This window comes from Streptomyces thermoviolaceus, assembly GCF_045209695.1.
Taxonomy (GTDB): domain Bacteria; phylum Actinomycetota; class Actinomycetes; order Streptomycetales; family Streptomycetaceae; genus Streptomyces; species Streptomyces thermoviolaceus.
In genome coordinates this window covers 5,090,849-5,113,880 of record NZ_CP109280.1, presented here as the reverse complement: position 1 = coordinate 5,113,880, position 23,032 = coordinate 5,090,849, and the positions used below count along the sequence as shown (strand labels likewise).

The window sequence follows — 23,032 nt, the reverse complement described above, 5'->3', positions numbered from 1 at the left end:
GGGTGCCACTGACACGGCGACGGGCCGGCGGGGCGTGTCCCGCCGGCCCGTGCTGCGCGTCGTGGGCGTCAGGCGCCGACCTTCTCCATGATCTCGTCGCTGACGTCGAAGTTGGCGAAGACGTTCTGCACGTCGTCGCTGTCCTCGAGGGCGTCGATCAGCTTGAAGATCTTGCGGGCGCCCTCCTCGTCCAGCTCGACCTGGACGGAGGGGACGAAGTTGGCCTCGGCGGACTCGTAGTCGATGCCGGCGTCCTGCAGCGCGGTGCGGACCGCGACCAGGTCGCCCGGCTCGCTGATGACCTCGAAGGTCTCGCCGAGGTCGTTGACCTCCTCGGCGCCCGCGTCCAGGACGGCGGCGAGGACGTCGTCCTCGGTCAGCTCGCCCTTGGGGACGATCACCACGCCCTTGCGGTTGAACAGGTACGACACCGAGCCCGGGTCGGCCATGGAGCCGCCGTTGCGGGTCATGGCCACGCGCACCTCGGAGGCGGCGCGGTTGCGGTTGTCGGTGAGGCACTCGATGAGCACCGCGACACCGTTCGGCCCGTAGCCCTCGTACATGATCGTCTCGTAGTCGGCACCGCCGGCCTCCAGGCCCGCGCCACGCTTGATCGCCGACTCGATGTTCTTGTTCGGGACCGACTGCTTCTTGGCCTTCTGCACGGCGTCGTACAGCGTCGGGTTGCCGTCAAGATCCGGACCGCCCAGACGCGAGGCGACCTCGATGTTCTTGATCAGCTTCGCGAAGAGCTTGCCGCGCTTGGCATCGATGACGGCCTTCTTGTGCTTCGTCGTGGCCCATTTAGAGTGGCCGGACATCTGCCTGTCTCCTTCGCGTAACCCGTCTGCGTACGAACTTCCAGAGATCCTACAAGGACTCCGGTGCCCTCCTGCCGCGCACCATGTCCGCGAACAGGGAGTGCACGCGGTGGTCACCGGTCAGTTCCGGGTGGAACGAGGTGGCCAGTGCGTTGCCCTGGCGGACGGCGACGATGTGGCCGTCGTGCTCGGCGAGCACCTCGGCCCCGGCGCCCACGGACTCGACCCAGGGGGCGCGGATGAAGACGCCCTCCACCGGTCCGCCCGCGATGCCCTTGACGTCGACCGCGGCCTCGAAGGACTCGTTCTGCCGCCCGAAGGCGTTGCGCCGCACGATCATGTCGATGCCGCCGATGGTCTCCTGGCCCGAACGCGGGTCGAGGATCTTGTCGGCCAGCATGATCATGCCGGCGCAGGTGCCGTAGACGGGCATGCCGGCGCGCACCCGCGCACGCAGGGGTTCCATCACCCCGAAGAGGACGGCCAGCTTGGAGATGGTGGTGGACTCGCCGCCGGGGACGACCAGGCCGTCGATGCCGGCGAGTTCCTCGGGGCGCCGCACCGGCCTGGCCACGGCATCGGCCGCGGCCAGGGCGACGAGGTGCTCCCGTACGTCGCCCTGGAGGGCCAGGACGCCGATGACAGGGGTTGCCTCGCTCATGGGTGTGCTCACCAGCCGCGGGAGGCGTAGCGCTCGGAGGCGGGCAGGACGTCGACGTTGATGCCGACCATGGCCTCGCCCAGGTTGCGGGAGGCGTCCGCGATGATCTTCGGGTCGTCGTAGAAGGTGGTGGCCTTGACGATGGCGGCGGCGCGCTTGGCCGGGTCGCCGGACTTGAAGATGCCGGAGCCGACGAAGACGCCCTCGGCGCCGAGCTGGCGCATCAGCGCGGCGTCGGCCGGGGTGGCCACGCCGCCGGCGGAGAACAGCACCACCGGGAGCTTGCCCAGCTCGGCGACCTCCTTGACCAGCTCGTACGGGGCGCGCAGCTCCTTGGCGGCGGCGTACAGCTCGTGGCTGTCCAGGCCGCGCAGGCGGGCGATGTCGTTCTTGATCTGGCGCAGGTGGCGCACGGCCTCGACGACGTTGCCGGTGCCGGCCTCGCCCTTGGAGCGGATCATCGCGGCGCCCTCGGCGATGCGGCGCAGGGCCTCGCCGAGGTTGGTGGCGCCGCACACGAAGGGGGTGGTGAAGGCCCACTTGTCGGTGTGGTTGACCTCGTCGGCCGGGGTGAGCACTTCGGACTCGTCGATGTAGTCGACGCCGAGGGACTGCAGCACCTGGGCCTCGACGAAGTGACCGATGCGGGACTTGGCCATCACCGGGATGGACACCGCGTCGATGATGCCCTCGATCATGTCCGGGTCGGACATGCGGGCCACGCCGCCGTCCTTGCGGATGTCGGCCGGGACCCGCTCCAGGGCCATGACGGCGACGGCACCCGCGTCCTCGGCGATCTTCGCCTGCTCCGGGGTGACGACGTCCATGATGACGCCGCCCTTGAGCTGCTCGGCCATGCCGCGCTTGACCCGGGCGGTGCCGGTTACGGGGGTCGGGGAGGACTCGGGGGTCGTGGTGGACACGGGTGACCTCACTCGGTGAAGTGCGGATGTGTTGCGCACCGAGAAAACGTGAAACGACCAGTCCACGGCAAGGGCCAATAGTGAGCCGGTGGATCCTTTTCGGCACGCCGGGTCCGGTTCGGGCGGCCGTGACGCACCTGTCCGTCCTGCGGTCCGGCGGCGCCCGGAGCGGGGTGTCGGGGTGTCCGGCGGGCGGGTCAGGCCCGGTCCACCAGGGCCCGGGGCGGTTCGTCGTCCATCTCGAACGCCATCGGGAACGGGGCGTGCCCGGCCAGCCGGAACCAGCGGACCTTGCGGTGCTCGCGCAGCCGGCGGGCCGCGCCCACCGCGTCGTTGTGGAAGCGGCGGGCCATCGGCACCCGGCGTACGGCCTCGGACAGTTCACGGGCGGCCTCCGCGCCGCCGGGCGCCGCGCGGACCTCCTCCACCTGCCCCGGATCGGAGAACACCGCCCGCAGCGCCTGGCTCAGCTCGCTCTCGGCGACCTCGCGCTGGTCCTCGTCGGCCTGCCGGGCGGCGTGCGCGGCCTCGTAGAGCACGATGGAGGCCGCCGGGTCCAGCACCCCGGAGGTGGCCAGCTCCTGGGCCACCGAGGCGCGGCGCAGCAGCTGCGCGTCGAGCGCGGCCCGGGCGGCGTCGATCCGCGCGTGCAGCCGGTCCAGCCGCCCCGCGGTCCAGCTCAGGTACAGGCCGACGACGACCAGGGCGACGAAGATCCAGATCAGCGTTGCGGTCACGGGCTGCAAGGCTACCGGGGTGCCGTCCGGGCCCTGCCCGTCGCGCACGGCGCCGTCCGCCGCTCACGCACGGGGGCGCGCCCCCGGGGGGCTCAGTCCCGGACCAGCCCCAGCCGGGCGCGCAGGCCGGTCGTGCGGTCGTCCGCGGCCACCGCCGCCGCACCCGCGGTGACCGTCTCGTAGACGGACAATATGTCCGCGCCCACCGTGGACCAGTCGAAGCGGCGCACGTGTTCCCGGCCGCGCTCGCGCAGCTCGGCCCGGCGCTCCGGGTCGCCGAGCAGGCGCACGGCGGCGTCGGCGAGCGCGTCGGCGTCCTCGGTGGCGAACAGCTCCCCCGCCTTGCCCTGGTCCAGCACCTGGGCGAAGGCGTCGAGGTCGGAGGCGAGGACCGGGGCGCCGGCGGACATCGCCTCCACCAGGATGATGCCGAAGCTCTCGCCGCCGGTGTTGGGGGCGACGTACAGGTCGACGCTGCGCAGCAGGCGCGCCTTGTCCTCGTCGCTGATCATGCCGAGGAACTCCACGTGCGCGCGCAGCCCGGCCGGCAGCGTGGCCACCGCCTCCTTCTCGTCGCCCCGGCCGGCGACCAGCAGCCGGGTGTCCGGGCGGGCCGCGACGATCTTCGGCAGCGCGCGCATCAGCACCGGCAGGCCCTTGCGCGGCTCGTCGATGCGGCCGATGAAGCCGATCGTCTGCCCCTGCCACTCGGGGCGGGGCTCGGCGCGGGCGAAGAAGTCCACGTCGACCCCGTTGGGGATGACCACGGCGTCGCCGCCGAGGTGTTCGACCAGGGTGCGCCGGGCGTACTCGCTGACCGCGATCCGGGCGCTGATCTTCTCCAGGGCCGCCTGCAGGATCGCGTAGGCGGCGATCATCGCCCGGGAGCGGGGGTTGGAGGTGTGGAAGGTGGCGACGATCGGGCCCTGTGCCGCCCAGCAGGCCAGCAGGCCCAGGGACGGCGAGGTCGGCTCGTGGATGTGGATGACGTCGAAGCGTCCCTCGTGCAGCCAGCGCCTGACCCTGGCCGCGGACAGGAAACCGAAGTTCAGGCGGGCCACCGAGCCGTTGTAGGGCACCGGCACCGCGCGGCCGGCCGGGACGACGTACGGCGGCAGCGGGGTGTCGTCGTCGGCGGGCGCCAGCACGGACACCTCGTGGCCCTGGCGGATGAAGTACTCGGCCAGGTCGCGGATGTGGAACTGGACGCCGCCGGGCACGTCCCAGGAGTAGGGGCAGACGATGCCGATCCTCACGGCTGCTCCCGGTCGGCGGGTCGCCTGCCGTCGGCAGGGCGTGTGTGGGCGGATCGCCTGCCGCCGGGCCGCTCGTCCAGGTCGGCGAGCCAGAGCCGCTGCAGCATGTGCCAGTCCTCCGGGTGGTCGGCGATTCCCGAGGCGAAGGCGTCGGCCAGCGCCTGTGTCATGACAGACGTCTTCTCGGCCCGTGTGCCTGACTCGGGCACCTCGACGGGGGGATGCACGCGGCCCTTCATGACGGGCGAGTCGTCGTACCAGAGGGTGACGGGGAGCAGCAGGGCGCCGGTGTGCTGGGCGAGCAGGGCGGGGCCGGCCGGCATGCGGGCGGGCTCGCCGAAGAAGGACACCTCGACGCCCGAGGAGGACAGGTCGCGGTCGGCGACCAGGCAGACCAGGCCGCCGTCGCGCAGCCGCCGGGCCAGCGTGCCGAAGGCGCTGCCGCCGCTGTGCGGGAGCACCTCCATGCCCAGGCCCTCGCGGTAGGCGACGAAGCGGTCGTAGAGGGTCTCGGGCTCGAGGCGTTCGGCGACGGTGGTGAACGGCGTGTTCAGCGCGGTGGTGACCCAGGCTCCGGCCAGGTCCCAGTTGGCCAGGTGCGGCAGGGCGAGAACGACGCCCTTGCCCGCGGCCAGGCCGTCGGTGAGGCGGTGCACGTCCTCGGGGGCGAAGCCGGTGCGGATCCGTTCGGCGCTCCAGGCGGGCAGCCGGAAGGACTCCATCCAGTACCGCAGATAGGACCGCATGCCGGCGCGCGACAGCTCGGCGAGCCGCTCGGGCGTCGCGTCCGGCACCACACGGGCCAGGTTGCGCTCCAGCCGTCGCACACCGGCCCCGCGCTGCTTCCAGGCGAGGTCGGCGATGGTCCGTCCGAGGTGTGCGGCGACCGGCTCGGGGAGCTTCTTCACGGTGCTCCAGCCCAGGCCGTACAGGCCGTCGCTGAGGCGCTCGGGCAGGCTCACGTGGCCGCTCCGCTCCCCTGCTCCTTCTGCCCGGCGGCGGCCGCCTCGGCCTCGGCGGACTCCCTGCGCACGGTGACGACCCGCTGGATCAGCGTGACGAGGCTGCCGGCGGCGACGATCCACAGCGCGACGGGCAGCAGGTACTGGATGCCGGGCACCCCGAACTTGTGCAGCCCCGCGAAACCGGCCGCGACCAGGGAGATCACCAGGCGCTCGGCGCGCTCGACGAGGCCGTTGACGGCGACGGGCAGCCCGATCGACTCGCCGCGCGCCTTGGTGTAGGACACCACCTGGCCGCTGGCCAGGCAGAAGATGGCCACCGCGCACAGCAGGGTGTCGTCGCCGCGCCCGGCGTACCACAGGGCGAAGCCGCCGAAGACGGCTCCGTCGGCCACCCGGTCCAGGGTGGAGTCCAGGAAGGCGCCCCAGCGGCTGGAGCGGCCCAGCTGGCGGGCCATGTTGCCGTCGACGAGATCGGAGAACACGAACAGCGTGATCACGACCGTGCCCCAGAAGAACTCGCCCCGGGGATAGAAGACCAGCGCACCCGCGACGACACCGGCGGTGCCGATGAGCGTCACCGTGTCGGGGCTCACGCCCCGGCGGATGAGATACGCGGCGAACGGTGTGAGGACACGCGTGAAGAATGCACGCGCGTACTTGTTCAGCATGGCCTTCCCGAGGGTCACGGTCGCCGGGCGGCCCCTGCTGGCCGCCGGCTGGCCCATCGTAGCCACGCGGGCGCGCGGGATGTTCCCGTCCCCCGTACCCGGCGGCCGTGGTGCCGGCGGGCACGGGCCGCGCGGGCGGCCCGGAGGGCCCGGGCCGTTCGTATGGACGCGGCCCGTGGGGAGTGGAAAGCTCGAAGAACCGCGGGCGTCGCAGGGGCCGCCAGTGCACGCGGTGCCGCGTGTCCGCGCCCACAGTGACCTCACCGTCAACGGGAGGCAGGATCATGGGCGACAAGGCGCACACCCACCCCGGAGCCGCCGGCAGGGCAGTGACGGCCGACCACCCCGCGTCCCTACGGAACGTGGTGCTGGTCGGCCCCTCCGGAGCGGGCAAGACCACCCTGGTGGAGGCTCTCGCGCTGACGGCGGGGGCGCTGAAGCGGGCCGGCCGCGTCGAGGACGGCGGCTGCGTCTCGGACTACGACGAGATCGAGCACCGGCAGCAGCGGTCGGTGCAGCTGTCCGTGGTGCCGGTGAGCTGGGACGGCATCAAGATCAACCTTCTGGACACGCCCGGCTACGTCGACTTCGTCGGGGAGCTGCGGGCCGGGCTGCGCGCGGCGGACGCCGCCCTGTTCGTCGTCTCCGCCGCGGACGGTGTGGACGGCTCGACGCGGATGGTGTGGGAGGAGTGCGCGGCCGTCGGCATGCCGCGGGCCATCGTCGTCACCCATCTGGAGGCGGCGCGGGCCGACTTCGAGGAGATGACCCGGGTGTGCGCCGAGGCGTTCGGCGCCGAGGACCCCGACGCGGTGCTGCCGCTGTACCTGCCGCTGCGCGGCCCCGCGGGCCCCGACGGGCACGCGCCGGTGACCGGCCTGGTCGGGCTGCTGACACGGACGGTGTTCGACTACACGTCCGGCCGGTGCGCCCAGGCGGAGCCGGACGCGGAGCAGCTGCCGCGCATGGACGAGGCGCGCAATCGCCTGATCGAGGGAATCATCTCGGAGAGCGAGGACGAGACCCTCATGGACCGCTATCTCGGCGGTGAGCAGGTCGACGTGGAGACGCTGATCAAGGACCTGGAGCGGGCGGTGGCCCGCGCGGCGTTCTTCCCCGTGCTTCCGGCCGCCCCGGCCGCCGAGGGCGCCGCCCAGGGCCTGGGCACCGTGCAGGTGCTGGAGCTGATCGCCCGCGGTTTCCCGACGCCGCTGGAGCGCGAGGCGCCCGCGGTGACCACGGTCGACGGTGCGCCGCGCGAGCTGAAGCCCTGCGACCCGGACGGGCCGCTGGTCGCCGAGGTCGTCAAGACCGCCTCCGACCCGTACGTCGGCCGCATCTCCCTGGTGCGGGTCTTCTCCGGCACCCTGCGCCCGGACGAGACGGTGCACGTCTCCGGGCACGGCCTGACCGACCGGGGCCACGAGGACCACGACGTCGACGAACGCATCGGCGCGCTGTCGATGCCGTTCGGCAAGCAGCAGTGCCCGGTGCCCCAGGCCGTCGCGGGCGATCTGGTGTCCGTCGCCAAGCTGAGCCGCGCCGAGACCGGCGACACGCTCTCCGCGAAGGACGAGCCGCTGCTGATGGCGCCGTGGGAGATGCCGGACCCGCTGCTGCCGCTGGCCGTGCAGGCGCACAGCAAGGCCGACGAGGACAAGCTGTCCCAGGGACTGGCCCGGCTGGCGGCGGAGGATCCGACGATGCGCCTGGAACAGAACCAGGACACCCACCAGGTGGTGCTGTGGTGCCTGGGCGAGGCGCACGCCGACGTCGCCCTGGAGAGGCTGCGCACCCGCTACGACGTCCAGGTGGACGTGGTGCCGTACCGGGTGGCGCTGCGGGAGACGTTCGCGACGAAGGCCGCCGGACGCGGCCGGCACGTCAAGCAGTCCGGCGGGCACGGGCAGTACGCCATCTGCGAGATCGAGGTGGAGCCGCTGCCCGGCGGCTCGGGCATCGAGTTCGTCGACAAGGTCGTCGGCGGCGCCGTGCCCCGGCAGTTCGTCCCGTCGGTGGAGAAGGGCGTACGGGCGCAGGCGGCCAAGGGCGTCGCCGCCGGGTACCCGCTGGTGGACGTGCGGGTGACCCTGGTGGACGGCAAGGCGCACTCGGTCGACTCCTCCGACGCCGCCTTCCAGACGGCGGGCGCACTGGCGCTGCGGGAGGCCGCCCAGGACGCGACGATCCATCTGCTGGAGCCGGTGGCCGAGGTGAGCGTCCTGGTCGGCGACGACTACGTGGGCGCCGTGATGAGCGATCTGTCCTCGCGGCGCGGCCGGGTGCTGGGCACCGAGCAGATCGGCAGCGGGCGGACCCTGGTGCGGGCCGAGGTGCCGGAGATGGAGATCAGCCGGTACGCGGTGGACCTGCGGTCGCTGTCGCACGGCACGGCCCGCTTCGACCGTCGCTACGTCCGGCACGAGCCGATGCCGCCGCACGTGGCCGACCGGGTGCTCGCACAGGAGCGCGCGGCGTCCTAGCGGCCCTGCGGGCGTACCCGTGCCCACCGGGAAGGGCCGGTGGCGCGGGACGCGGTCGTCAGCGGAACGCCGTCGTCCAGGCGGGCGGCTTCGGCCGTCCGCCTGTGCGCGCCGACAGGTGCCGATACGCTGATGACCTGTTCAACAGGTGTGCGGGACAAGGAAGTCGGGAAGGCCGCTAGGGGCTTTGCGCGCGGTCGGCGGGCCCGGCCCACAGCGCGCGCACGGCCCTCGTGCCTGTCCGGGACGGGCACGAGGCGGACACCTCGGCAGTGGGGGCGGCAGTGACAGACGGATTCGACTTCGGACTCGGGGCGCAGGTGCCCCTGTCGGGCGCGGCGGGGCAGACGGAGCCCACCCACTGGCTGGCGGCCGCGGCGTACCGGGACGACGAGGTCGACAAGATCAAGGAGGCCGACAACGACTGGCACAAGACCTCGGTCACCCCGCCGCGGGGGCCCTGGGCGAAGATCTTCCGGCCGAATCTCGGTGAGGCCTTCTCGCGGGCGGTGATCGACCGCATGCTCGGCGCCGGCCGCAAGCCGGTCATCCAGTCCTTCGGGCTGGAGCCGCAGGTCGTCGTGGAGCACTGCCTGGCCGCCCACCGCATCCGCCGCCAGCGCGACATGCGGCTCACCGCGGTGATGGTGGTGTTCGGGCTGCTGTTCCTGCCCGGACTGCTGCTGTGGCTCGCGGTGTTCGCCCTGCGCAGCAATCTCGGCCGACGCGAGGACAAGCGGGCCGGCCTGCACGCCACACTGCTGCTGGTGGCGGTGGGCGTGCTCGCCGTGCTGTTCCTGATCAAGACGCCCTTCCACGGCTTCTGGGCCTGGTACGCGCGGGCCGCGGTGGTCGCACCGGTGGCCGGCTGGTACGTGGCCAAGCAGATCTGCGAACGCACCGCGCGGGATCTGCGCGAGCGCTGGTCCGCCCTGCTCTCCGGCGGCGGCGTGGGCGCCAAGATCCCGGAGGCGGTGCCCGGCAGTCCCGGGGACGCCGCCGAGCAGATCCGCAAGGAGCTGGCCCGGCTCAGCGCCGAGCAGCAGTCCAACTCGGCCTTCTACGCCGGTCCCAAGGGCATCCTCGGCATGGGCACCCGCTGGGGCAGCTGGCATCTGGCCGAGGAGCTGGTGTCGGCCGACCCGGACAAGGAGTTCCACCCCTTCCGCAGCTGGGACGTCATCACCGCGATCCAGGGCGGCCTGGGCCTGCTGGAGCGGACGCCGATCAACACCGGCGGTTTCACCAAGCCGAGCATCAAGCACTGGGTCGTCACCCATGTCGGCGAGAACGCCACGGAGGTCTCCCGGCCCAGCGGCACCGACGTGGAGAACTACACGGTCAAGACGCACGCGGTGCAGGAGATCTGCAATCGGCAGCAGTTCGGCAGCGGCGACCGGCACTACCTCGGCGTGCAGTGGACGCTGTGGGACGGTCAGCTGGTCATCACGATGATGATCACCGTCACGCTGCTGCACAACACGCTGCGCATCGAGGTCACCGGCCATGCGCTGGGCCCGGTCCACGGCCTGTTCAACCAGAAGCCGGCGGCCAAGGAGAAGCAGGTGGCCAAGGCGGTGAAGTTCTGGGAGACCCGCACGGTGAAGCTGCCGCTGGTGGACGCCGACGAGGTGGTACGGCTCGCCGCCCGCGCCCCGCTGACCTGGTACCCGCCGCTGCTGCACTGGCTCGGCGGCAAGATCGCCCTGCCGGAGCCCTTCGGCCTGCGTCACGCCTGGGCGCAGCAGCCGTGGCGGCACCGCTTCATGGCCGACGACGCGCTGCGCGCCGCCACTCCGGTGCTGCGCGTGGTGCACGCGGCGGCGCTGAAGACGCTCGAGGAGAACGGCGTGGACGTGACGAAGTTCGGTTCCCGCTCGTCCGCGCTGAGCGGGGCGGTGCAGGACGTGGGCCCGAAGAAGGCCGACCTCTACGACGCGTAGCACAGCCCGGCACGAAGGCGGGGCCCGTCCGGTGGACGGGCCCCGCCTTCGTGTTCGCCTCCCGGCGGTGTCAGTCGGCCGGCCAGGCGTCCGCGAGCATCTTGCGGGTGTCGGCCAGCAGCTGCGGCAGCACCTTGGTGTGGCCCACGACCGGCATGAAGTTGGTGTCGCCGCCCCAGCGGGGCACGATGTGCTGGTGCAGGTGGGCGGCGATGCCCGCGCCCGCGACCGCGCCCTGGTTCATGCCGATGTTGAAGCCGTGCGCGCCGGAGGCGGTGCGCAGGGCCCGCATGGCCTGTTTGGTCAGCTCCGCCAGTTCGGCGGTCTCCGCGACGGTCAGGTCGGTGTAGTCGGCGACGTGCCGGTACGGCACGGTCATCAGGTGCCCGCCGTTGTACGGGTACAGGTTGAGCACGGCGTAGACCAGCTCGCCGCGCTTGACGACGAGTCCGTCCTCGTCGGACTTGGCCGGAATGGAACAGAAGGGGCAGCCGTCACCGGCCCCGGGACCGGTCGGCTTGTTCTCGCCCTGGATGTAGGCCATCCGGTGGGGTGTCCACAGACGCTGGAACGCGTCCTGCGTTCCCACTCCGATCTGCTGCTCCGGCTCACTCGTCATGCGTGCAGCATAGGGCGTCGCTCCGCGGACGCGGAAAGGCCCCCGAGGCTGCCCTCGGAGGCCTTCCGTCACGCAGTGACGGATCTCACGTCACACCTGTGCGCGCCGCTCCACCACGTCGACGATCTCGGCGATCGCCTCGTCGCAGGGGATGCCGTTCTTCTGCGAACCGTCGCGGTAGCGGAACGACACGGTGCCGGCGTTCATGTCGTCGTCGCCCACGATGACCATGAACGGGATCTTCTGCTTCTGGGCGTTGCGGATCTTCTTCTGCATGCGGTCGGAGGAGGAGTCGACCTCCACCCGCAGGCCCTTCTCCTTGGCCTGCGCGGCCCACTTCTCCAGGTACTCCACGTGCGCCTCGCCGACCGGGATGCCGACCGCCTGCACGGGGGCCAGCCACGCCGGGAACGCGCCCGCGTAGTGCTCCAGCAGCACACCGAAGAACCGCTCGATGCTGCCGAACAGCGCGCGGTGGATCATCACCGGCTGCTGACGGGAGCCGTCCGCGGCCGTGTACTCCAGGTTGAAGCGCTTGGGCTGGTTGAAGTCGACCTGGATGGTCGACATCTGCCAGGAGCGGCCGATGGCGTCCTTGGCCTGGACGGAGATCTTCGGGCCGTAGTAGGCGGCGCCGCCCGGGTCGGGGACGAGGGGCAGATTCTGCTTCTCGGCGGCCTGGCGGAGCGCCTCGGTCGCCTCCTCCCAGTCCTCGTCGGTGCCGATGAACTTGTCGGAGTCGTCGCGGGTGGACAGCTCCAGCTCGAACTCGGTCAGGCCGTAGTCCCGCAGCAGGTCCAGCACGAAGGTCAGGAGCGTGTCCAGCTCCTGCGGCATCTGCTCCTTGGTGCAGTAGATGTGCGAGTCGTCCTGGGTGAAGCCGCGCGAGCGGGTCAGCCCGTGCACCACGCCCGACTTCTCGTACCGGTACACCGTCCCGAACTCGAACAGACGCAGCGGCAGTTCACGGTAGGACCGGCCGCGCGACTTGTAGATCAGGTTGTGCATCGGGCAGTTCATCGCCTTGAGGCGATAGTTCTGCTCGTCGAACTGGATCGGCGGGAACATGCCGTCCGCGTAGTGCGGCAGGTGCCCGGAGATCTCGAAGAGGTGCTCCTTCGAGATGTGCGGGGTGTTGACGAACTCGTAGCCGGAGGCCTCGTGCCGCTTGCGCGAGTAGGTCTCCATCTCCTTGCGGATCACCCCGCCCTTGGGGTGGAACACGGCCAGGCCGGGGCCCAGCTCCTCCGGGAAGGAGAACAGGTCCAGCTCGGCGCCGAGCTTGCGGTGGTCGCGCTTCTCGGCCTCGGCGAGGAACTCCAGGTACTGCTTCAGCTCGTCCTTGGACGGCCAGGCGGTGCCGTAGATGCGCTGCAGCTGCGGGTTCTTCTCGCTGCCGCGCCAGTAGGCGGCGGCCGACCGCATCAGCTTGAACGCCGGGATGTGCCGGGTGCTGGGCAGGTGCGGACCGCGGCACAGGTCCTTCCAGCACAGCTCGCCGGTCTTGGCGTCGAGGTTGTCGTAGATGGTCAGCTCGGCGCCGCCGACCTCGGCGTCCGCGCCCTCGGCGGCCTGGGCGGCGTTGCCCTTCAGGCCGATCAGCTCGAGCTTGTACGGCTCGCCGGCCAGCTCCTCGCGGGCGGCCTCGTCCGTGGTGACCCGGCGGGAGAAGCGCTGACCGCGCTTGACGATCTCCTGCATCTTCTTCTCGATGCGCTTGAGATCCTCGGGCGTGAACGGCTCGGCGACGTCGAAGTCGTAGTAGAAGCCGTCCCGGATGGGCGGACCGATGCCGAGCTTGGCCTCGGGGAAGATCTCCTGCACGGCCTGCGCCATGACGTGCGCGGTGGAGTGGCGCAGGATGTTGAGCCCGTCCGGGGAGGAGATCTCGACGCCCTCCACGGTCTCGCCGTCCTGGACCTCGTAGGTGAGGTCCTTCAGCTCGCCGTTCACGCGCGCGGCGACGATCGAACGCTCGCCGGCGAAGAGGTCGGCGGCCGTAGTGCCCGTCGTCACCACGCGCTCTTCCCGCTCGGAATCGCGTTGGATGATCACACGGACGTCTGACACCGGTCTCTCCTGACTGAAGGGGATTTCCGCCGTGCCCGGCAAGGCAGGGCAATGCGATGCGTTGAAGGGGATGGTACCGAGCCACGGGTGCCGACCGCGAAACGGTCACCCTCCGTCTTCCTCTGCTCGCTTCTGCGCGACGCCGCCGGTGTCCGTGCCGTCCCTCCGTGCCGCCCCTTCATGCCGTCCTTCTGTGCCGCCGTCGCCCGCCGGCCGTGTCGTCGGCCGGCGTCGGCGGCCTGTCACCGGCTGTGTCTCCCGGTGTCGGCGGGCGGGCGGGGCACCACCGCACGGGTTCCGGTGGTCCGCGGGATGCCACGCTGCCGTCCGGTCTGCCGGTGGTTCGCGGCGGCGGCACCGCGGGGCGGGCGTGTCCGGCGGCACGCCCGTCCTCCTCGTGCGGCGGCTCGGTCACGAACGTCCTCCTCGCGTGGCGGCTCGGTCACGAACGTCCTCCTCGCGTGGCGGCTCGGTCACGAAGGGCTGCCCGGCGCCGCGGATCACCCGGGGGCGGGCCGTGCCCGCGCGGCCGGCCGGGCCCGGTGCAGCAGGCCCGCGGCACGCCTCGGCACGGCAGCGCCGGGCGCCGCGGTCCACCGGGGCGGTGCGTCGAGGCCGCCCCCGGTCCCGGCCCGCGTCAGGATCGTGCACAGGGCCCGGTCGACGGAGATCCGTGACGTGCGGGGGACGCGCACAGGGGTGCGGTGCCGGCCGCACCACGGCCAACGGCAGTGCCGTGCCCGTCGTTTGCCGGGCCGGGTGCCGAGGGCACCGGCTCACGCCGTGAACCGTGCGCATCCGCACCGCCGTCGGCTCCGCCCCGCGTACGGCGCAAACAGGCCGGGTATCACGGCACCAGGCGACGGCGTGTCAGCCGCCGTGCACGGGCGAGGGGTTGGGGTCGTCATGACGTACTGCTGGTACGAGGGTCCGCTGGCCGCCTTCGACACGGAGACCACGGGGGTCGACCCGGAGAACGACCGCATCGTTTCGGCCGCCGTGGTGGTTCAGGACGCGGTCGGCACGCGGCCGCGGGTGACCCGCTGGCTGGTGCATCCCGGGGTGCCGGTGCCACGGGCGGCGACGGCCGTGCACGGGCTGACGGAGGAGCATCTGCAGCGCAACGGGCGCTGGCCGGCGCCGGTGATGTACGAGATAGCCGAGCAGCTGGCCGAGCACAGCGCCCTGGGGCGCCCGCTGGTGGTGATGAACGCGCCGTTCGATCTGACGCTGCTGGACCGGGAGTTGCGCCGGCACCGGGCCAGGTCGCTGGAGCAGTGGCTGGCGTCCTCGCCGCTGCGGGTGCTCGATCCGCTGGTCCTGGACAAGCACCTGGACCACTCCCGCACGGGGCGGCGCACGCTCGCCGATCTGTGCGCGCACTACGGGGTGCCGCTGACCGCGGCGCACGACGCGGCGGCCGACGCGCTGGCCGCGCTGGAAGTGGTCCGGGCGCTCGGCCGGCGCTTCGCGGCCCGCGTGGGCCGACTGAGCCCGGCGGAGCTGCACACCCTGCAGCGGGGGTGGCACGCGGCACAGGTCCGGGGCACGCGTTTTCCGGACAACGGCACCGAGGAGACGGCGGCCCCGACCTGGCCGCTGCGCCCCCAGCTGCCCGCGGCGGCATAGCCGGCACGGCGGGGAACGGATCCCCGCGCATCCGGGCGGACAAGGCTGACGCCGCGCGAACACCCGGGCGGGCGGCGGACCGGGCACGCCGCCCGCCGACGTGTCCCGCGCACGGCCCGGCCCCGCTCGCCGTGCGTCCCGTCCGTCCCCGCGGGCACGGTGCCCCCCGGTTCCCCGCCCTGCTCCCGCACACCCATTGACAGCGCTCGGCGTCCCCTCCGCACAATATGGGAGCGCTCCCACACCCCTCGCTCGCCCGCTCGTCCCGTTCTGCCTCGCCGGGTGAGGAGCGCGCCGGCACTTCCTTCCGCCTCGACCCCTCAGCGACGAAGGTGAGGAACCGTGCACGCTGCCGCATCCCCTCTGCACCGAGCGCCGGGCCGCCTGGTCCGAAGACTTCTGCGCGGCCCGGCGGCCGTGCGCCGGGCCGCGGCCGGGGCGGTGACCGCCGCGCTGCTGGCCGCCGCCGGCCTGGCGCCCGCCGGCAGCGCCGAGGCCGCCGCTCCGGCCGCCGTGGACGTCACCGTCGACACCCGTGCCGGACTGGGCACCGTTCCGGACACCGCGTACGGCCTCAACAGCGCGATCTGGGACGCGGAGATGAACACCACCGCGACCCAGGACCTGATCGAGGACGCCGGGGTCGGCATGCTGCGGTACCCGGGCGGCAGCTACGGCGACATCTACCACTGGCGGACCCACACCGCCCCCGGCGGCTATGTCGCGCCGGGCACCGACTTCGACTCCTTCATGGGCACCGTGAAGAAGGTGGGTGCCCAGCCGATCGTCATCGCCAACTACGGGTCGGGCACGCCCGAGGAGGCGGCCGACTGGGTGCGGTACGCCAACATCGACAAGGGCTACGGCGTGCGGTACTGGGAGGTCGGCAACGAGCTGTACGGCAACGGCCATTACGGCGCCGGCTGGGAGACCGACGAGCACGAGGACACCTCGCCGACCGCCTACGCCCACGGCGTCGTGGACTTCGTCTCCGCGATGAAGGCGGTGGATCCGGACATCGAGGTGGGCGCGGTGCTCACCACGCCGGGCAACTGGCCGGACGGGGTGATCGGGGAGGGCGACAGCGCCGACTGGAACCACACCGTCATCCCGATCGTGGCCGGCAAGGCGGACTTCGTCGTCGTGCACTGGTACCCGGGCGGCTCGGACGCGGCCGGCATGCTCACCACGCCCGCGCAGCTGGCGGGCGAGCTGCAGCAGCTGCGGGCCGAACTGGACGCGGCGGGCGCCGAGGACACGCCGATCGCGCTGACCGAGACCAACTCCAACCTGCTGATGGACACCCAGCCCACCGCGCTGTTCGCCGCCGACACCTATCTGACGGCGCTGGAGAACGGGGTGTTCACGGTGGACTGGTGGAACACCCACAACGGCGTCGGCGAGATCTCCACCGCGCCGGACGGGGCCACCGACTACGGCGACATGGGTCTGCTGTCCAGCGGCGGCTGCGCCGGATCGGTCTGCGAGCCGCCCGTCAACACGCCCTTCCCGCCCTACTACGCCCTGCAGCTGGTCAGCCGTACGGCACGGCCGGGCGACCAGCTGGTGGCGGCGGGGTCGGCGGACGCCCTGGTGTCGGCGCACGCCGTGCTGCGCTCCGACGGGGACCTGAGCGTGCTCCTGATCAACAAGGACCCGTCGGCGTCACGCACCGCGCGTCTGCGCCTGAACGGGTTCACGCCGGACGGTTCGCCCGCCGAACTGGCGGTCTTCCGCGACCTGGCCTCCTCCATCGACACCTCCACCGGTGACGCGGCCGGCGTGACCCTGCCGCCCTGGTCGGTCACCGCCGTCACCCTGCATCCGAAGGACGGGACCGCGTCCGCGCTGAGCGCACCGGGCACCCCGAAGGTCACCGCGGTCACCGACACCACGGCGACGCTGTCCTGGCCGGCGTCCACCGGCGGCCGCCCGGTCCGTTACGAGATCTACCGGCAGCACGGCGCGGCGAGCGAGCTGCTGACGGACACCACGGGCACGACCGCGACCGTCCGCAACCTCGAGCCGGGCAGCACCCACACCCTCTCCGTGCTGGCCCGCGACGCCGACGGCCGGCTCTCGCGCGCCTCGGACCCGGTCACGGTGCGCACCACGTCCCCGGCCGAGTCCACCTGCCAGGTGGCGTACCGGGTGACCGAGGGCTGGGGCAACGGCTTCAACGCACAGATCACGGTCACCCACACCGGGGACACCGCCATCGACGGCTGGACGCTGTCCTACGCCTTCCCGGACAGCGGGGTGACGGTGACCGGGTACTGGAACGCGAAGGTCGTCCAGTCGGGCCGGAACGTGATCGTCACGCCGGAGTCGTACAACGCCACGCTGGCCCCGCACGGCGGCAACGCGGTGTCGTTCGGCTTCACCGCGGCGAACTATGGGGCGTACGCGCCACCGGCGGTGTTCCGGCTGAACGGCACGGTGTGCACCACGACCTGAGGACCGCGGCGCGCGTTCCCGGCCGGCGGCCGCGTGCCCCGGGGCCGCGCGCCGCCCCGGAACGCACCAGGCCGGGGAACGCACCAGGGGCCGGTCCGCGCGCTGCGGACCGGCCCCTGTCCGGTGGGCGATACTGGGATCGAACCAGTGACCTCTTCGGTGTGAACGAAGCGCTCTCCCGCTGAGCTAATCGCCCGGGAACGCACTGAACAATACAGGTCCGGACGTGCTCGGTTCAAACCGCTGCCAGCCAGGACCGCAGTCCCCGTCGTCCGGAGCGCATCATCAGCCGGTGGTTGAGCCGGAAGAAGGGCCGGCCGGGCACGGCCAGCCGCCGCAGCAGCGGTGCGCGCACCCGCACCTGCTGCTCGTACCGGACGAGCGTGCCGGAGCCGTGCGCGGCGACCGTCCAGCGGGCCCAGCCCTCCAAGTCCCCGCCGAGCGCGCCGTGCAGGATCCCGGCGGCCGGGTCGCGCCGCACCTCGCGCACGGTGAGCGTCAGCTCGAAGGGCAGCACGGAGCGGACGCGGAGCACCCCGGTGGCGGCACCGGTGCGGTGCGCCGCCCGGACCTGCCGCCACCACCGCGGGTAGTCCTCGACGCGTTCCAGCGCCCGGTACACGGCGGCGGGCGGCGCGGACAGCCGCCATCGGCTGCGGAAGCGGTAGTGCGTCCCTTCCATGGCCGCCAGGATGCCCGGCACCGGGCCGCGGCAACCGTGATGTCCGCACCGCCCGTGCCGGGACCGCGTGAACGGAAGCACTGCACCGCGTGACGCCCTTTCCCACAGTCCGTCACATTCCGTACAGGTGAGGGCGCAGGGAGTCTTCTCGGGTCTTTCGCCACCGACGGACTGCGGGCTTTCGCCGGGGGACTCGGGGCTTTCACCGACGGACGGACGCGGCAGCACGGGGGCGCCGGCGAATTCCCACGGGTCGCACACGAGGAAACACGCGTCGCGCGCGGGGAAATGCGCCGCCGCACGGGCCGCGGTATTCGCGGCAGGTTCTGCCGAGGCAGGATCGGGCGGGACTCCGGTGCGGTGAGCTCCCGTGTCCTCACGGGGCGTGCACACGACGGTGGCCCGCCCGCGTGATCGCGGACGGGCCACCGTGGATGAGTGGGCGATACTGGGATCGAACCAGTGACCTCTTCGGTGTGAACGAAGCGCTCTCCCGCTGAGCTAATCGCCCGGGCGCAGGAAGAACATTACCGCATGTGAGGGGGTGCTCCTGACCAGGGTCCCGGGCGGCCGGCGTCAGTGGCCGCGCAGACCCCAGGGCGGGACCGGTCCGAACCTCCACAGGTAGACGGCGGCCGCGATGGAGGCGAGCACGGCGCCGGTGACCGTCAGAGCGACGTTGCGGCGCCGCACCCTGGGGTCGAGGGCCCGGTGCGCCGCATCGGTGGCCTTGCGCTTGGTCCAGCGCAGCACCAGCTGCGCCCACACGAACTCGGTCGCCCAGACCGCCATGCCGGCGAAGATCACCACCCAGCCCGGCCCGGGCAGCGGGAGCAGGATCACTCCGCAGACCACCACCGCCAGGCCGACGACGAAGACGCCGACCTTCCAGCCGAGGTGCAGCAGGCGCCGGGAGCGGACGAACGCGGGCGCACGCGAGCCCAGGCCCCGCCGGCCCTCCCCCCGCTCCGGTCCGTCCGCCGCCGCCTCCGTGATCGCTCCGCGGGAAGCCCCGAATGCCCGTTTCCGAACGGGTCACTCCCCGTATTCCGGCGCGTGCATCCTGCCACGGAGAAGCACATCACCGGAATGGACGTACTGCGCGTATACGGTCTCGACCGTCAGAGTTACGCGAATCGAAGCAAAACACGCAGAGGGGTTTACAACGGCACCGTAGGTGGCATGTCGATTTCGCCGACGTGCGAATCCCCGAGCGCACACTGAGCGAAAGGCCCTGGCGCTTATGAACACCACGGTCAGCTGCGAGCTGCACCTGCGCCTCGTTGTGTCGAGCGAGTCCTCCCTGCCTGTCCCCGCAGGCCTGCGGTACGACACGGCCGACCCCTACGCCGTGCACGCCACCTTCCATACCGGAGCCGAGGAGACCGTCGAGTGGGTGTTCGCCCGCGACCTCCTCGCCGAGGGGCTCCATCGTCCGACCGGGACCGGCGACGTCCGAGTCTGGCCGTCTCGCAGCCATGGTCAGGGCGTCGTGTGCATCGCCCTCAGCTCCCCGGAGGGCGAAGCCCTGCTCGAGGCCCCGGCGCGGGCCCTGGAGTCCTTCCTGAAGCGGACGGACGCGGCCGTGCCCCCCGGCACGGAACATCGGCACTTCGATCTGGACCAGGAGCTGTCGCACATCCTCGCGGAAAGTTGACGGTGGGCCGTCGAGGCCCTTCGAGCTGCCCTTGCCGTCCACTCGGGGAGACGGCCGGGGCCAGGACAACCGCATACGGGACACATCCGGCACCGGTCCTTCGCCAGGATCCGGTGCCGGTGTGCGTGCACCGGCAAGGACGCTGTGCGCCCGGCCGGTGACGCTGCGCTGTGCGATGCCCCCGTGCGCTGCTCGGGTGAGATGTGAGCCACTACCATCGGCCTGCATCGGCGGGCGTGTGCCCGATCCCCAGGGCAGGGAGCGAAACGTGCTGATCACCCACGACACCCGGTGCGCACTGGACACCGTGGTGGATCTGGTGAACACCGCGCCGGAGGGCGATGCGGCGCCCGACGGCCTGGCGGACGTCGCGGCACTCGAGGACTTCGTGCGCAGCCACAAGATCAGCGAAGTCGGTGTGCTGACGGAGGCCGACCTCACGGCCGTACGCCGGGTCCGCGGGCGGTTCGAGGCGATCTTCGCGGCCCCCGACACCCGCACCGCCGCGGGAATGATCAACGAGCTGGTGGCCGCCGCGGGGACCACGCCCCGACTGACGGACCACGACGGGTACGACTGGCACGTGCACTACTTCGCCCCTGGCGCCTCGGTCGCCGACCACATGGCGGCGGACTGCGGGATGGCGCTCGCCTTCGTCATGGTCGCCGGGGAGCAGGAGCGGCTGCGGCGCTGCGAGGCGCCCGACTGCCGACGCGCCTTCGTGGATCTGTCCCGCAACCGCTCGCGCCGCTACTGCGACAGCCGCACCTGCGGCAACCGCCTGCACGTGGCCGCCTACCGAGCGCGGCGCAAGGAGGCCACGACGGGCTGACGCATCGGCCCGGGCACCCGGCGCCCGGAGGGCTCCCACCCGGTGCGTGGCCGCCGGCTCGCGTGGTCCTCGGCGGGTGGCGCCGAGGACCCACGGACCAGGCTCACAGCAGCAGCAGGTCGTGCAACGCGGCCATGAGCAGCAGACACCCGATCACCGCAAGGAAGATCATCAGCGGTGGCTGGGATAGGGCGAAGAGGCATCCGCGCCGCTCGTCGTCGTCCGGCGGCGCGGCCTCGCTCTGTGTTGTGTCCACCATCTCGCGGCGATCATGGCCCAGGTCGTGCCGCGGATGCGATCAACACGCGCCGGATGTACGACTGTTCACCGTTTACGCGATCTTCGCTTCGGTCCGGCCCGCGTTGTGACCATTTGGGCGCCGGTCCTGGTCGCTCACCGGACCGGCCGTCCCCCCGGGCGGCCGGGGCCGCCCGGTGCGGGCCACGGTCAGATGCCGTGCTTCTTCAGGATGGCCTCGATCTCGCTGAAGTCGTCGTCGCCTCCGCGGGATCCGGCGGGACGCTCGGCTCCGCGGCTCTGCGTCCGGCCGCCGGTGCCGAGGGAGGGCGCCGAGGCGCCGGGGGCGACCGCGTCCCGGTCCGCCGCTCGGGCGGCCGCCTTGCGGTCCTCGCGTGTGCCGCCGCGGCGGCGTTCGATCGCACGGGTCGTCGCGAACAGCACCCAGGCGCAGCCGAGCAGACCGAACCCGGCCCAGGCGGTCGGGCTGAACGCGGTGCGGGCGAGCCAGCCCACGGCGCCGGTCATCACCAGGGCGACGGGGACGAGGGCGTACGCCGCGATGCGGGCGGCCGCGAGGAACCGCTTGCGGTAGGCGGTGACCGCGGCGATGCCCAGGCCGGCCGCGGAGACGGCGGAACAGACGGTCTCGGCAATCATGCGGTCCTCCAGGCAGGCTCGCCGCTCGGGCAATGCGGTCCCTTCCATCCTGCACCGCCGCCCCCACCGCGGGCCACGGTCCGGCCCGCGGATCCGGGAGATCTCCGGGTCGTCCCCGGCAGGGCGCCGCCCCGCGCGCCGGGCGGGCCGGGATGCGGATTGGGTCCCGCCGCGACGGGCCTGGGAGACTGTCCCCATGAGCGAGACCTCCCCCGCATCCGCCGTTGCCCATCTCGACGTCTGGTGCGAGCTGCAGTGCCCGGACTGCCGCACCGCCCTGGACGACCTGCGGGCCCTGCGCGCCCGTTACGGCGACCGCCTGGAGCTGCGCCTGCGCCACTTCCCGCTGGACAAGCACCGCCACGCCTTCGCCGCCGCGCAGGCGGCCGAGGAGGCCGCCGTCCAGGGGAAGCTGTGGCCGTACGTGGAGGCGGTGCTGGAGCGCGTGACCGAGCTGGAGCGCCGCGGCGAACCGCTGCTGGTGGAGGTGGCGCGGGAGCTGGGGCTGGACGCCGAGGAGTTCGACACCGCGCTGGTCGACGGCCGGCACATCCTGATCGTCGACGCCGACCAGGCCGAGGGCAAGGCGATCGGCGTCACCGGGACGCCGACGTACGTCATCGGCGGCGAGCGTCTGGACGGCGGACAGAGCCAGGAGGGACTGCGCGCCCGCATCGAGGAGATCGCCGACCGTCTGCTGGCCGGGTCCGGGCAGGGCGGCTGACCTTCCCCGGCCGCACTCCGGTGGCGGCCCCGGTCCGCCGCCCCGCGGGGCGTCACAGCAGCTGCTTGTGGAGGACGTACAGGACCGGCCGGTACCCGAGGGAGTCGTACAGCCTCTCGGCGGGCGTGTTGCCCGCGAAGACGTTGAGGCCGATGCTCCGGGCGCCCGCGGCCAGCGCCTGGGCCTCGGCCAGCAGCATCAGGGAACGCCCGTGGCCGCGCCCGCGGTGGCGGGCGTCGACCTCGACGTCGTAGACGAAGGCGCGGCCGTCGCCCGTGGCCGTGCCGGTCGCCAGCCACAGCGTGCCGACCGCGGTGTCCTGGTGCTCCAGGACGCTGAAGAGCATGCCGGGGGTGGCCCGGCCCTGCGGCAGCAGGCGGGCGTGGTCGGCGGCGGACTTGGCCCGCGCCTCGTCCTCGGGGACGCCGCGCTCCGTCCAGCTGCGGGCGTAGCCGGCCTTGCCCTGCTCCAGCCACGGCCCGTACTCGTCGTCCGTCATGGGCCTGCCCCGGCTGCCGGCGGGCAGGGCCGGCGCGGCAGAGCCGAGGGTCTTCCGCAGGTTCCGGTTGCGCTGGGTGTACTGCAGGGCCGTCAGAAGCCGGAGCGCGCCCTCGGCGGCGGCCGGCACCTCGGCCTCGATCCGCGTGCAGCCCCAGCCGCGCACCACCTCCTCGGCGGCCAGCGCGGCCACGGTGCCCCGGCCCCGGCCGCGGTCGGGCTCGTCGATGCGCAGGTCGACGATCCTCGCCACGGCCGGCCCGAAGACGGGGTGGGTGGCGAGATGGATCACGCCGACGGGACGACTGTTCACGCACACCCGGTAGCGGCCTGAACGCGTCCCGTCCTCGTGCTGCTGAAGCGGCTCGGCCGGCCGCAGGGTGGTGGTCATCACGGCTGTTGTACCCGCCGCGGCGGGCGCTGTCAGCAGGTGCGCCGGAACCTGCCCGCACCTCGCGCGGCGGCGCCGTGCCGCGGGGCCGCGGCAGCTCACCGGACGGGCCGGCCGTC

Annotated in this window: 21 protein-coding genes and 2 tRNA genes; 7 read left to right on the top strand and 16 right to left on the bottom strand. The window is 72.5% G+C overall.

What is annotated here, in order from left to right:
* Positions 1-68 precede the first annotated feature (68 nt).
* The 7 genes from OG899_RS22315 to pgsA all read right to left on the bottom strand — a co-directional run bounded on the left by OG899_RS22315 (position 69) and on the right by pgsA (position 6,088).
* Positions 69-821: a YebC/PmpR family DNA-binding transcriptional regulator gene (locus OG899_RS22315; protein WP_125496122.1), complete on the bottom strand. Its 753-nt coding sequence runs from the start codon at positions 819-821 to the stop codon at positions 69-71.
* Between the two features lie 49 nt (positions 822-870).
* Positions 871-1,482 (bottom strand): pyridoxal 5'-phosphate synthase glutaminase subunit PdxT, encoded by a 612-nt coding sequence (pdxT, locus tag OG899_RS22310; protein WP_125496123.1) that lies wholly within the window; start codon positions 1,480-1,482, stop codon positions 871-873.
* A gap of 8 nt (positions 1,483-1,490) precedes the next feature.
* Positions 1,491-2,405 (bottom strand): pyridoxal 5'-phosphate synthase lyase subunit PdxS, encoded by a 915-nt coding sequence (gene pdxS / locus OG899_RS22305; protein WP_125496124.1) that lies wholly within the window; start codon positions 2,403-2,405, stop codon positions 1,491-1,493.
* 197 nt (positions 2,406-2,602) lie between these two features.
* Positions 2,603-3,142 carry a hypothetical protein gene (locus OG899_RS22300; protein WP_125496125.1) on the bottom strand — a complete coding sequence of 180 codons (540 nt, stop codon included), beginning with the start codon at positions 3,140-3,142 and terminating at the stop codon, positions 2,603-2,605.
* Between the two features lie 92 nt (positions 3,143-3,234).
* On the bottom strand, positions 3,235-4,398 hold the full coding sequence (locus OG899_RS22295) for a glycosyltransferase family 4 protein (protein ID WP_125496126.1): 1,164 nt from the start codon (positions 4,396-4,398) through the stop codon (positions 3,235-3,237).
* Positions 4,395-5,360, bottom strand: coding sequence for a phosphatidylinositol mannoside acyltransferase (locus tag OG899_RS22290; protein ID WP_125496127.1), 966 nt, complete (start codon positions 5,358-5,360; stop codon positions 4,395-4,397). Before OG899_RS22290 ends, OG899_RS22295 begins: the two co-directional genes overlap by 4 nt.
* Positions 5,357-6,088, bottom strand: coding sequence for a phosphatidylinositol phosphate synthase (gene pgsA / locus OG899_RS22285; protein WP_125496147.1), 732 nt, complete (start codon positions 6,086-6,088; stop codon positions 5,357-5,359). The genes OG899_RS22290 and pgsA overlap by 4 nt, the downstream gene beginning before the upstream one ends.
* Positions 6,089-6,315: 227 nt before the next feature.
* Between pgsA and OG899_RS22280 the strand changes: the two genes are divergently transcribed.
* Together OG899_RS22280 and OG899_RS22275 are read left to right on the top strand one after the other, a co-directional pair.
* A complete protein-coding gene (locus OG899_RS22280; protein WP_406311124.1) occupies positions 6,316-8,514 on the top strand; it encodes an elongation factor G-like protein EF-G2 in 2,199 nt (732 codons plus the stop codon).
* Between the two features lie 284 nt (positions 8,515-8,798).
* Positions 8,799-10,457, top strand: a complete 1,659-nt coding sequence (locus OG899_RS22275) for a hypothetical protein (protein WP_125496129.1) — start codon at positions 8,799-8,801, stop codon at positions 10,455-10,457.
* Between the two features lie 70 nt (positions 10,458-10,527).
* Here the strand turns inward: OG899_RS22275 and OG899_RS22270 are convergent, their stop codons facing one another.
* Positions 10,528-11,076: an HIT domain-containing protein gene (locus OG899_RS22270; protein ID WP_125496130.1), complete on the bottom strand. Its 549-nt coding sequence runs from the start codon at positions 11,074-11,076 to the stop codon at positions 10,528-10,530.
* 90 nt (positions 11,077-11,166) lie between these two features.
* Positions 11,167-13,146 carry a threonine--tRNA ligase gene (gene thrS, locus OG899_RS22265; protein WP_125496131.1) on the bottom strand — a complete coding sequence of 660 codons (1,980 nt, stop codon included), beginning with the start codon at positions 13,144-13,146 and terminating at the stop codon, positions 11,167-11,169.
* Between the two features lie 906 nt (positions 13,147-14,052).
* On the opposite strand from thrS, the gene OG899_RS22260 reads away from it, so the two are divergent.
* Entirely contained in the window at positions 14,053-14,775 is a 723-nt protein-coding gene (locus OG899_RS22260) for an exonuclease domain-containing protein (RefSeq protein WP_125496132.1), read from the top strand.
* Between the two features lie 342 nt (positions 14,776-15,117).
* A complete protein-coding gene (locus OG899_RS22255) occupies positions 15,118-17,232 on the top strand; it encodes a cellulose binding domain-containing protein (RefSeq protein WP_221886875.1) in 2,115 nt (704 codons plus the stop codon).
* A gap of 124 nt (positions 17,233-17,356) precedes the next feature.
* Here OG899_RS22255 and OG899_RS22250 read toward each other — a convergent pair.
* The 4 genes from OG899_RS22250 to OG899_RS22235 form a co-directional block, all read right to left on the bottom strand.
* Positions 17,357-17,428: transfer RNA gene (locus OG899_RS22250), tRNA-Val, on the bottom strand.
* Between the two features lie 39 nt (positions 17,429-17,467).
* The gene (locus tag OG899_RS22245) at positions 17,468-17,914 is read right to left on the bottom strand and encodes an SRPBCC family protein (protein WP_125496133.1); all 447 of its coding nucleotides are present in this window, start codon (positions 17,912-17,914) and stop codon (positions 17,468-17,470) included.
* Positions 17,915-18,353: 439 nt separating this feature from the next.
* Positions 18,354-18,425, bottom strand: a tRNA-Val gene (locus tag OG899_RS22240).
* A gap of 65 nt (positions 18,426-18,490) precedes the next feature.
* Entirely contained in the window at positions 18,491-18,910 is a 420-nt protein-coding gene (locus OG899_RS22235) for a TIGR02611 family protein (RefSeq protein WP_125496134.1), read from the bottom strand.
* A 247-nt stretch (positions 18,911-19,157) separates the two neighbouring features.
* On the opposite strand from OG899_RS22235, the gene OG899_RS22230 reads away from it, so the two are divergent.
* Positions 19,158-19,571 (top strand): SsgA family sporulation/cell division regulator, encoded by a 414-nt coding sequence (locus tag OG899_RS22230; RefSeq protein WP_004002642.1) that lies wholly within the window; start codon positions 19,158-19,160, stop codon positions 19,569-19,571.
* Positions 19,572-19,839: 268 nt separating this feature from the next.
* On the top strand, positions 19,840-20,403 hold the full coding sequence (locus tag OG899_RS22225) for a CGNR zinc finger domain-containing protein (protein WP_125496135.1): 564 nt from the start codon (positions 19,840-19,842) through the stop codon (positions 20,401-20,403).
* 103 nt (positions 20,404-20,506) lie between these two features.
* On the opposite strand, the gene OG899_RS22220 is transcribed toward OG899_RS22225, so the two are convergent.
* Both OG899_RS22220 and OG899_RS22215 read right to left on the bottom strand, forming a co-directional pair.
* Complete coding sequence (locus OG899_RS22220; RefSeq protein WP_168130729.1) at positions 20,507-20,662, bottom strand: hypothetical protein; 156 nt, start codon at positions 20,660-20,662, stop codon at positions 20,507-20,509.
* Between the two features lie 188 nt (positions 20,663-20,850).
* The gene (locus OG899_RS22215; protein ID WP_125496136.1) at positions 20,851-21,300 is read right to left on the bottom strand and encodes a hypothetical protein; all 450 of its coding nucleotides are present in this window, start codon (positions 21,298-21,300) and stop codon (positions 20,851-20,853) included.
* 196 nt (positions 21,301-21,496) lie between these two features.
* Here OG899_RS22215 and OG899_RS22210 point away from each other — a divergent pair, with 196 nt between their 5' ends.
* On the top strand, positions 21,497-22,024 hold the full coding sequence (locus OG899_RS22210) for a DsbA family protein (RefSeq protein ID WP_168130730.1): 528 nt from the start codon (positions 21,497-21,499) through the stop codon (positions 22,022-22,024).
* Positions 22,025-22,076: 52 nt separating this feature from the next.
* Here the strand turns inward: OG899_RS22210 and OG899_RS22205 are convergent, their stop codons facing one another.
* Positions 22,077-22,913, bottom strand: a complete 837-nt coding sequence (locus tag OG899_RS22205; protein ID WP_125496137.1) for a GNAT family N-acetyltransferase — start codon at positions 22,911-22,913, stop codon at positions 22,077-22,079.
* Positions 22,914-23,032: the final 119 nt, after the last annotated feature.

Bases quoted from the DNA above. Each gene is read 5' to 3' on its own strand.
- OG899_RS22315 (WP_125496122.1), bottom strand. From the start codon at position 821: ATGTCCGGCCACTCTAAATGGGCCACGACGAAGCACAAGAAGGCCGTC.
- pdxT (WP_125496123.1), bottom strand. From the start codon at position 1,482: ATGAGCGAGGCAACCCCTGTCATCGGCGTCCTGGCCCTCCAGGGCGAC.
- pgsA (WP_125496147.1), bottom strand. From the start codon at position 6,088: ATGGGCCAGCCGGCGGCCAGCAGGGGCCGCCCGGCGACCGTGACCCTC.
- OG899_RS22280 (WP_406311124.1), top strand. From the start codon at position 6,316: ATGGGCGACAAGGCGCACACCCACCCCGGAGCCGCCGGCAGGGCAGTG.
- OG899_RS22270 (WP_125496130.1), bottom strand. From the start codon at position 11,076: ATGACGAGTGAGCCGGAGCAGCAGATCGGAGTGGGAACGCAGGACGCG.
- OG899_RS22260 (WP_125496132.1), top strand. From the start codon at position 14,053: ATGACGTACTGCTGGTACGAGGGTCCGCTGGCCGCCTTCGACACGGAG.
- OG899_RS22245 (WP_125496133.1), bottom strand. From the start codon at position 17,914: ATGGAAGGGACGCACTACCGCTTCCGCAGCCGATGGCGGCTGTCCGCG.
- OG899_RS22230 (WP_004002642.1), top strand. From the start codon at position 19,158: ATGAACACCACGGTCAGCTGCGAGCTGCACCTGCGCCTCGTTGTGTCG.
- OG899_RS22220 (WP_168130729.1), bottom strand. From the start codon at position 20,662: ATGGTGGACACAACACAGAGCGAGGCCGCGCCGCCGGACGACGACGAG.
- OG899_RS22215 (WP_125496136.1), bottom strand. From the start codon at position 21,300: ATGATTGCCGAGACCGTCTGTTCCGCCGTCTCCGCGGCCGGCCTGGGC.
- OG899_RS22210 (WP_168130730.1), top strand. From the start codon at position 21,497: ATGAGCGAGACCTCCCCCGCATCCGCCGTTGCCCATCTCGACGTCTGG.
- OG899_RS22205 (WP_125496137.1), bottom strand. From the start codon at position 22,913: ATGACCACCACCCTGCGGCCGGCCGAGCCGCTTCAGCAGCACGAGGAC.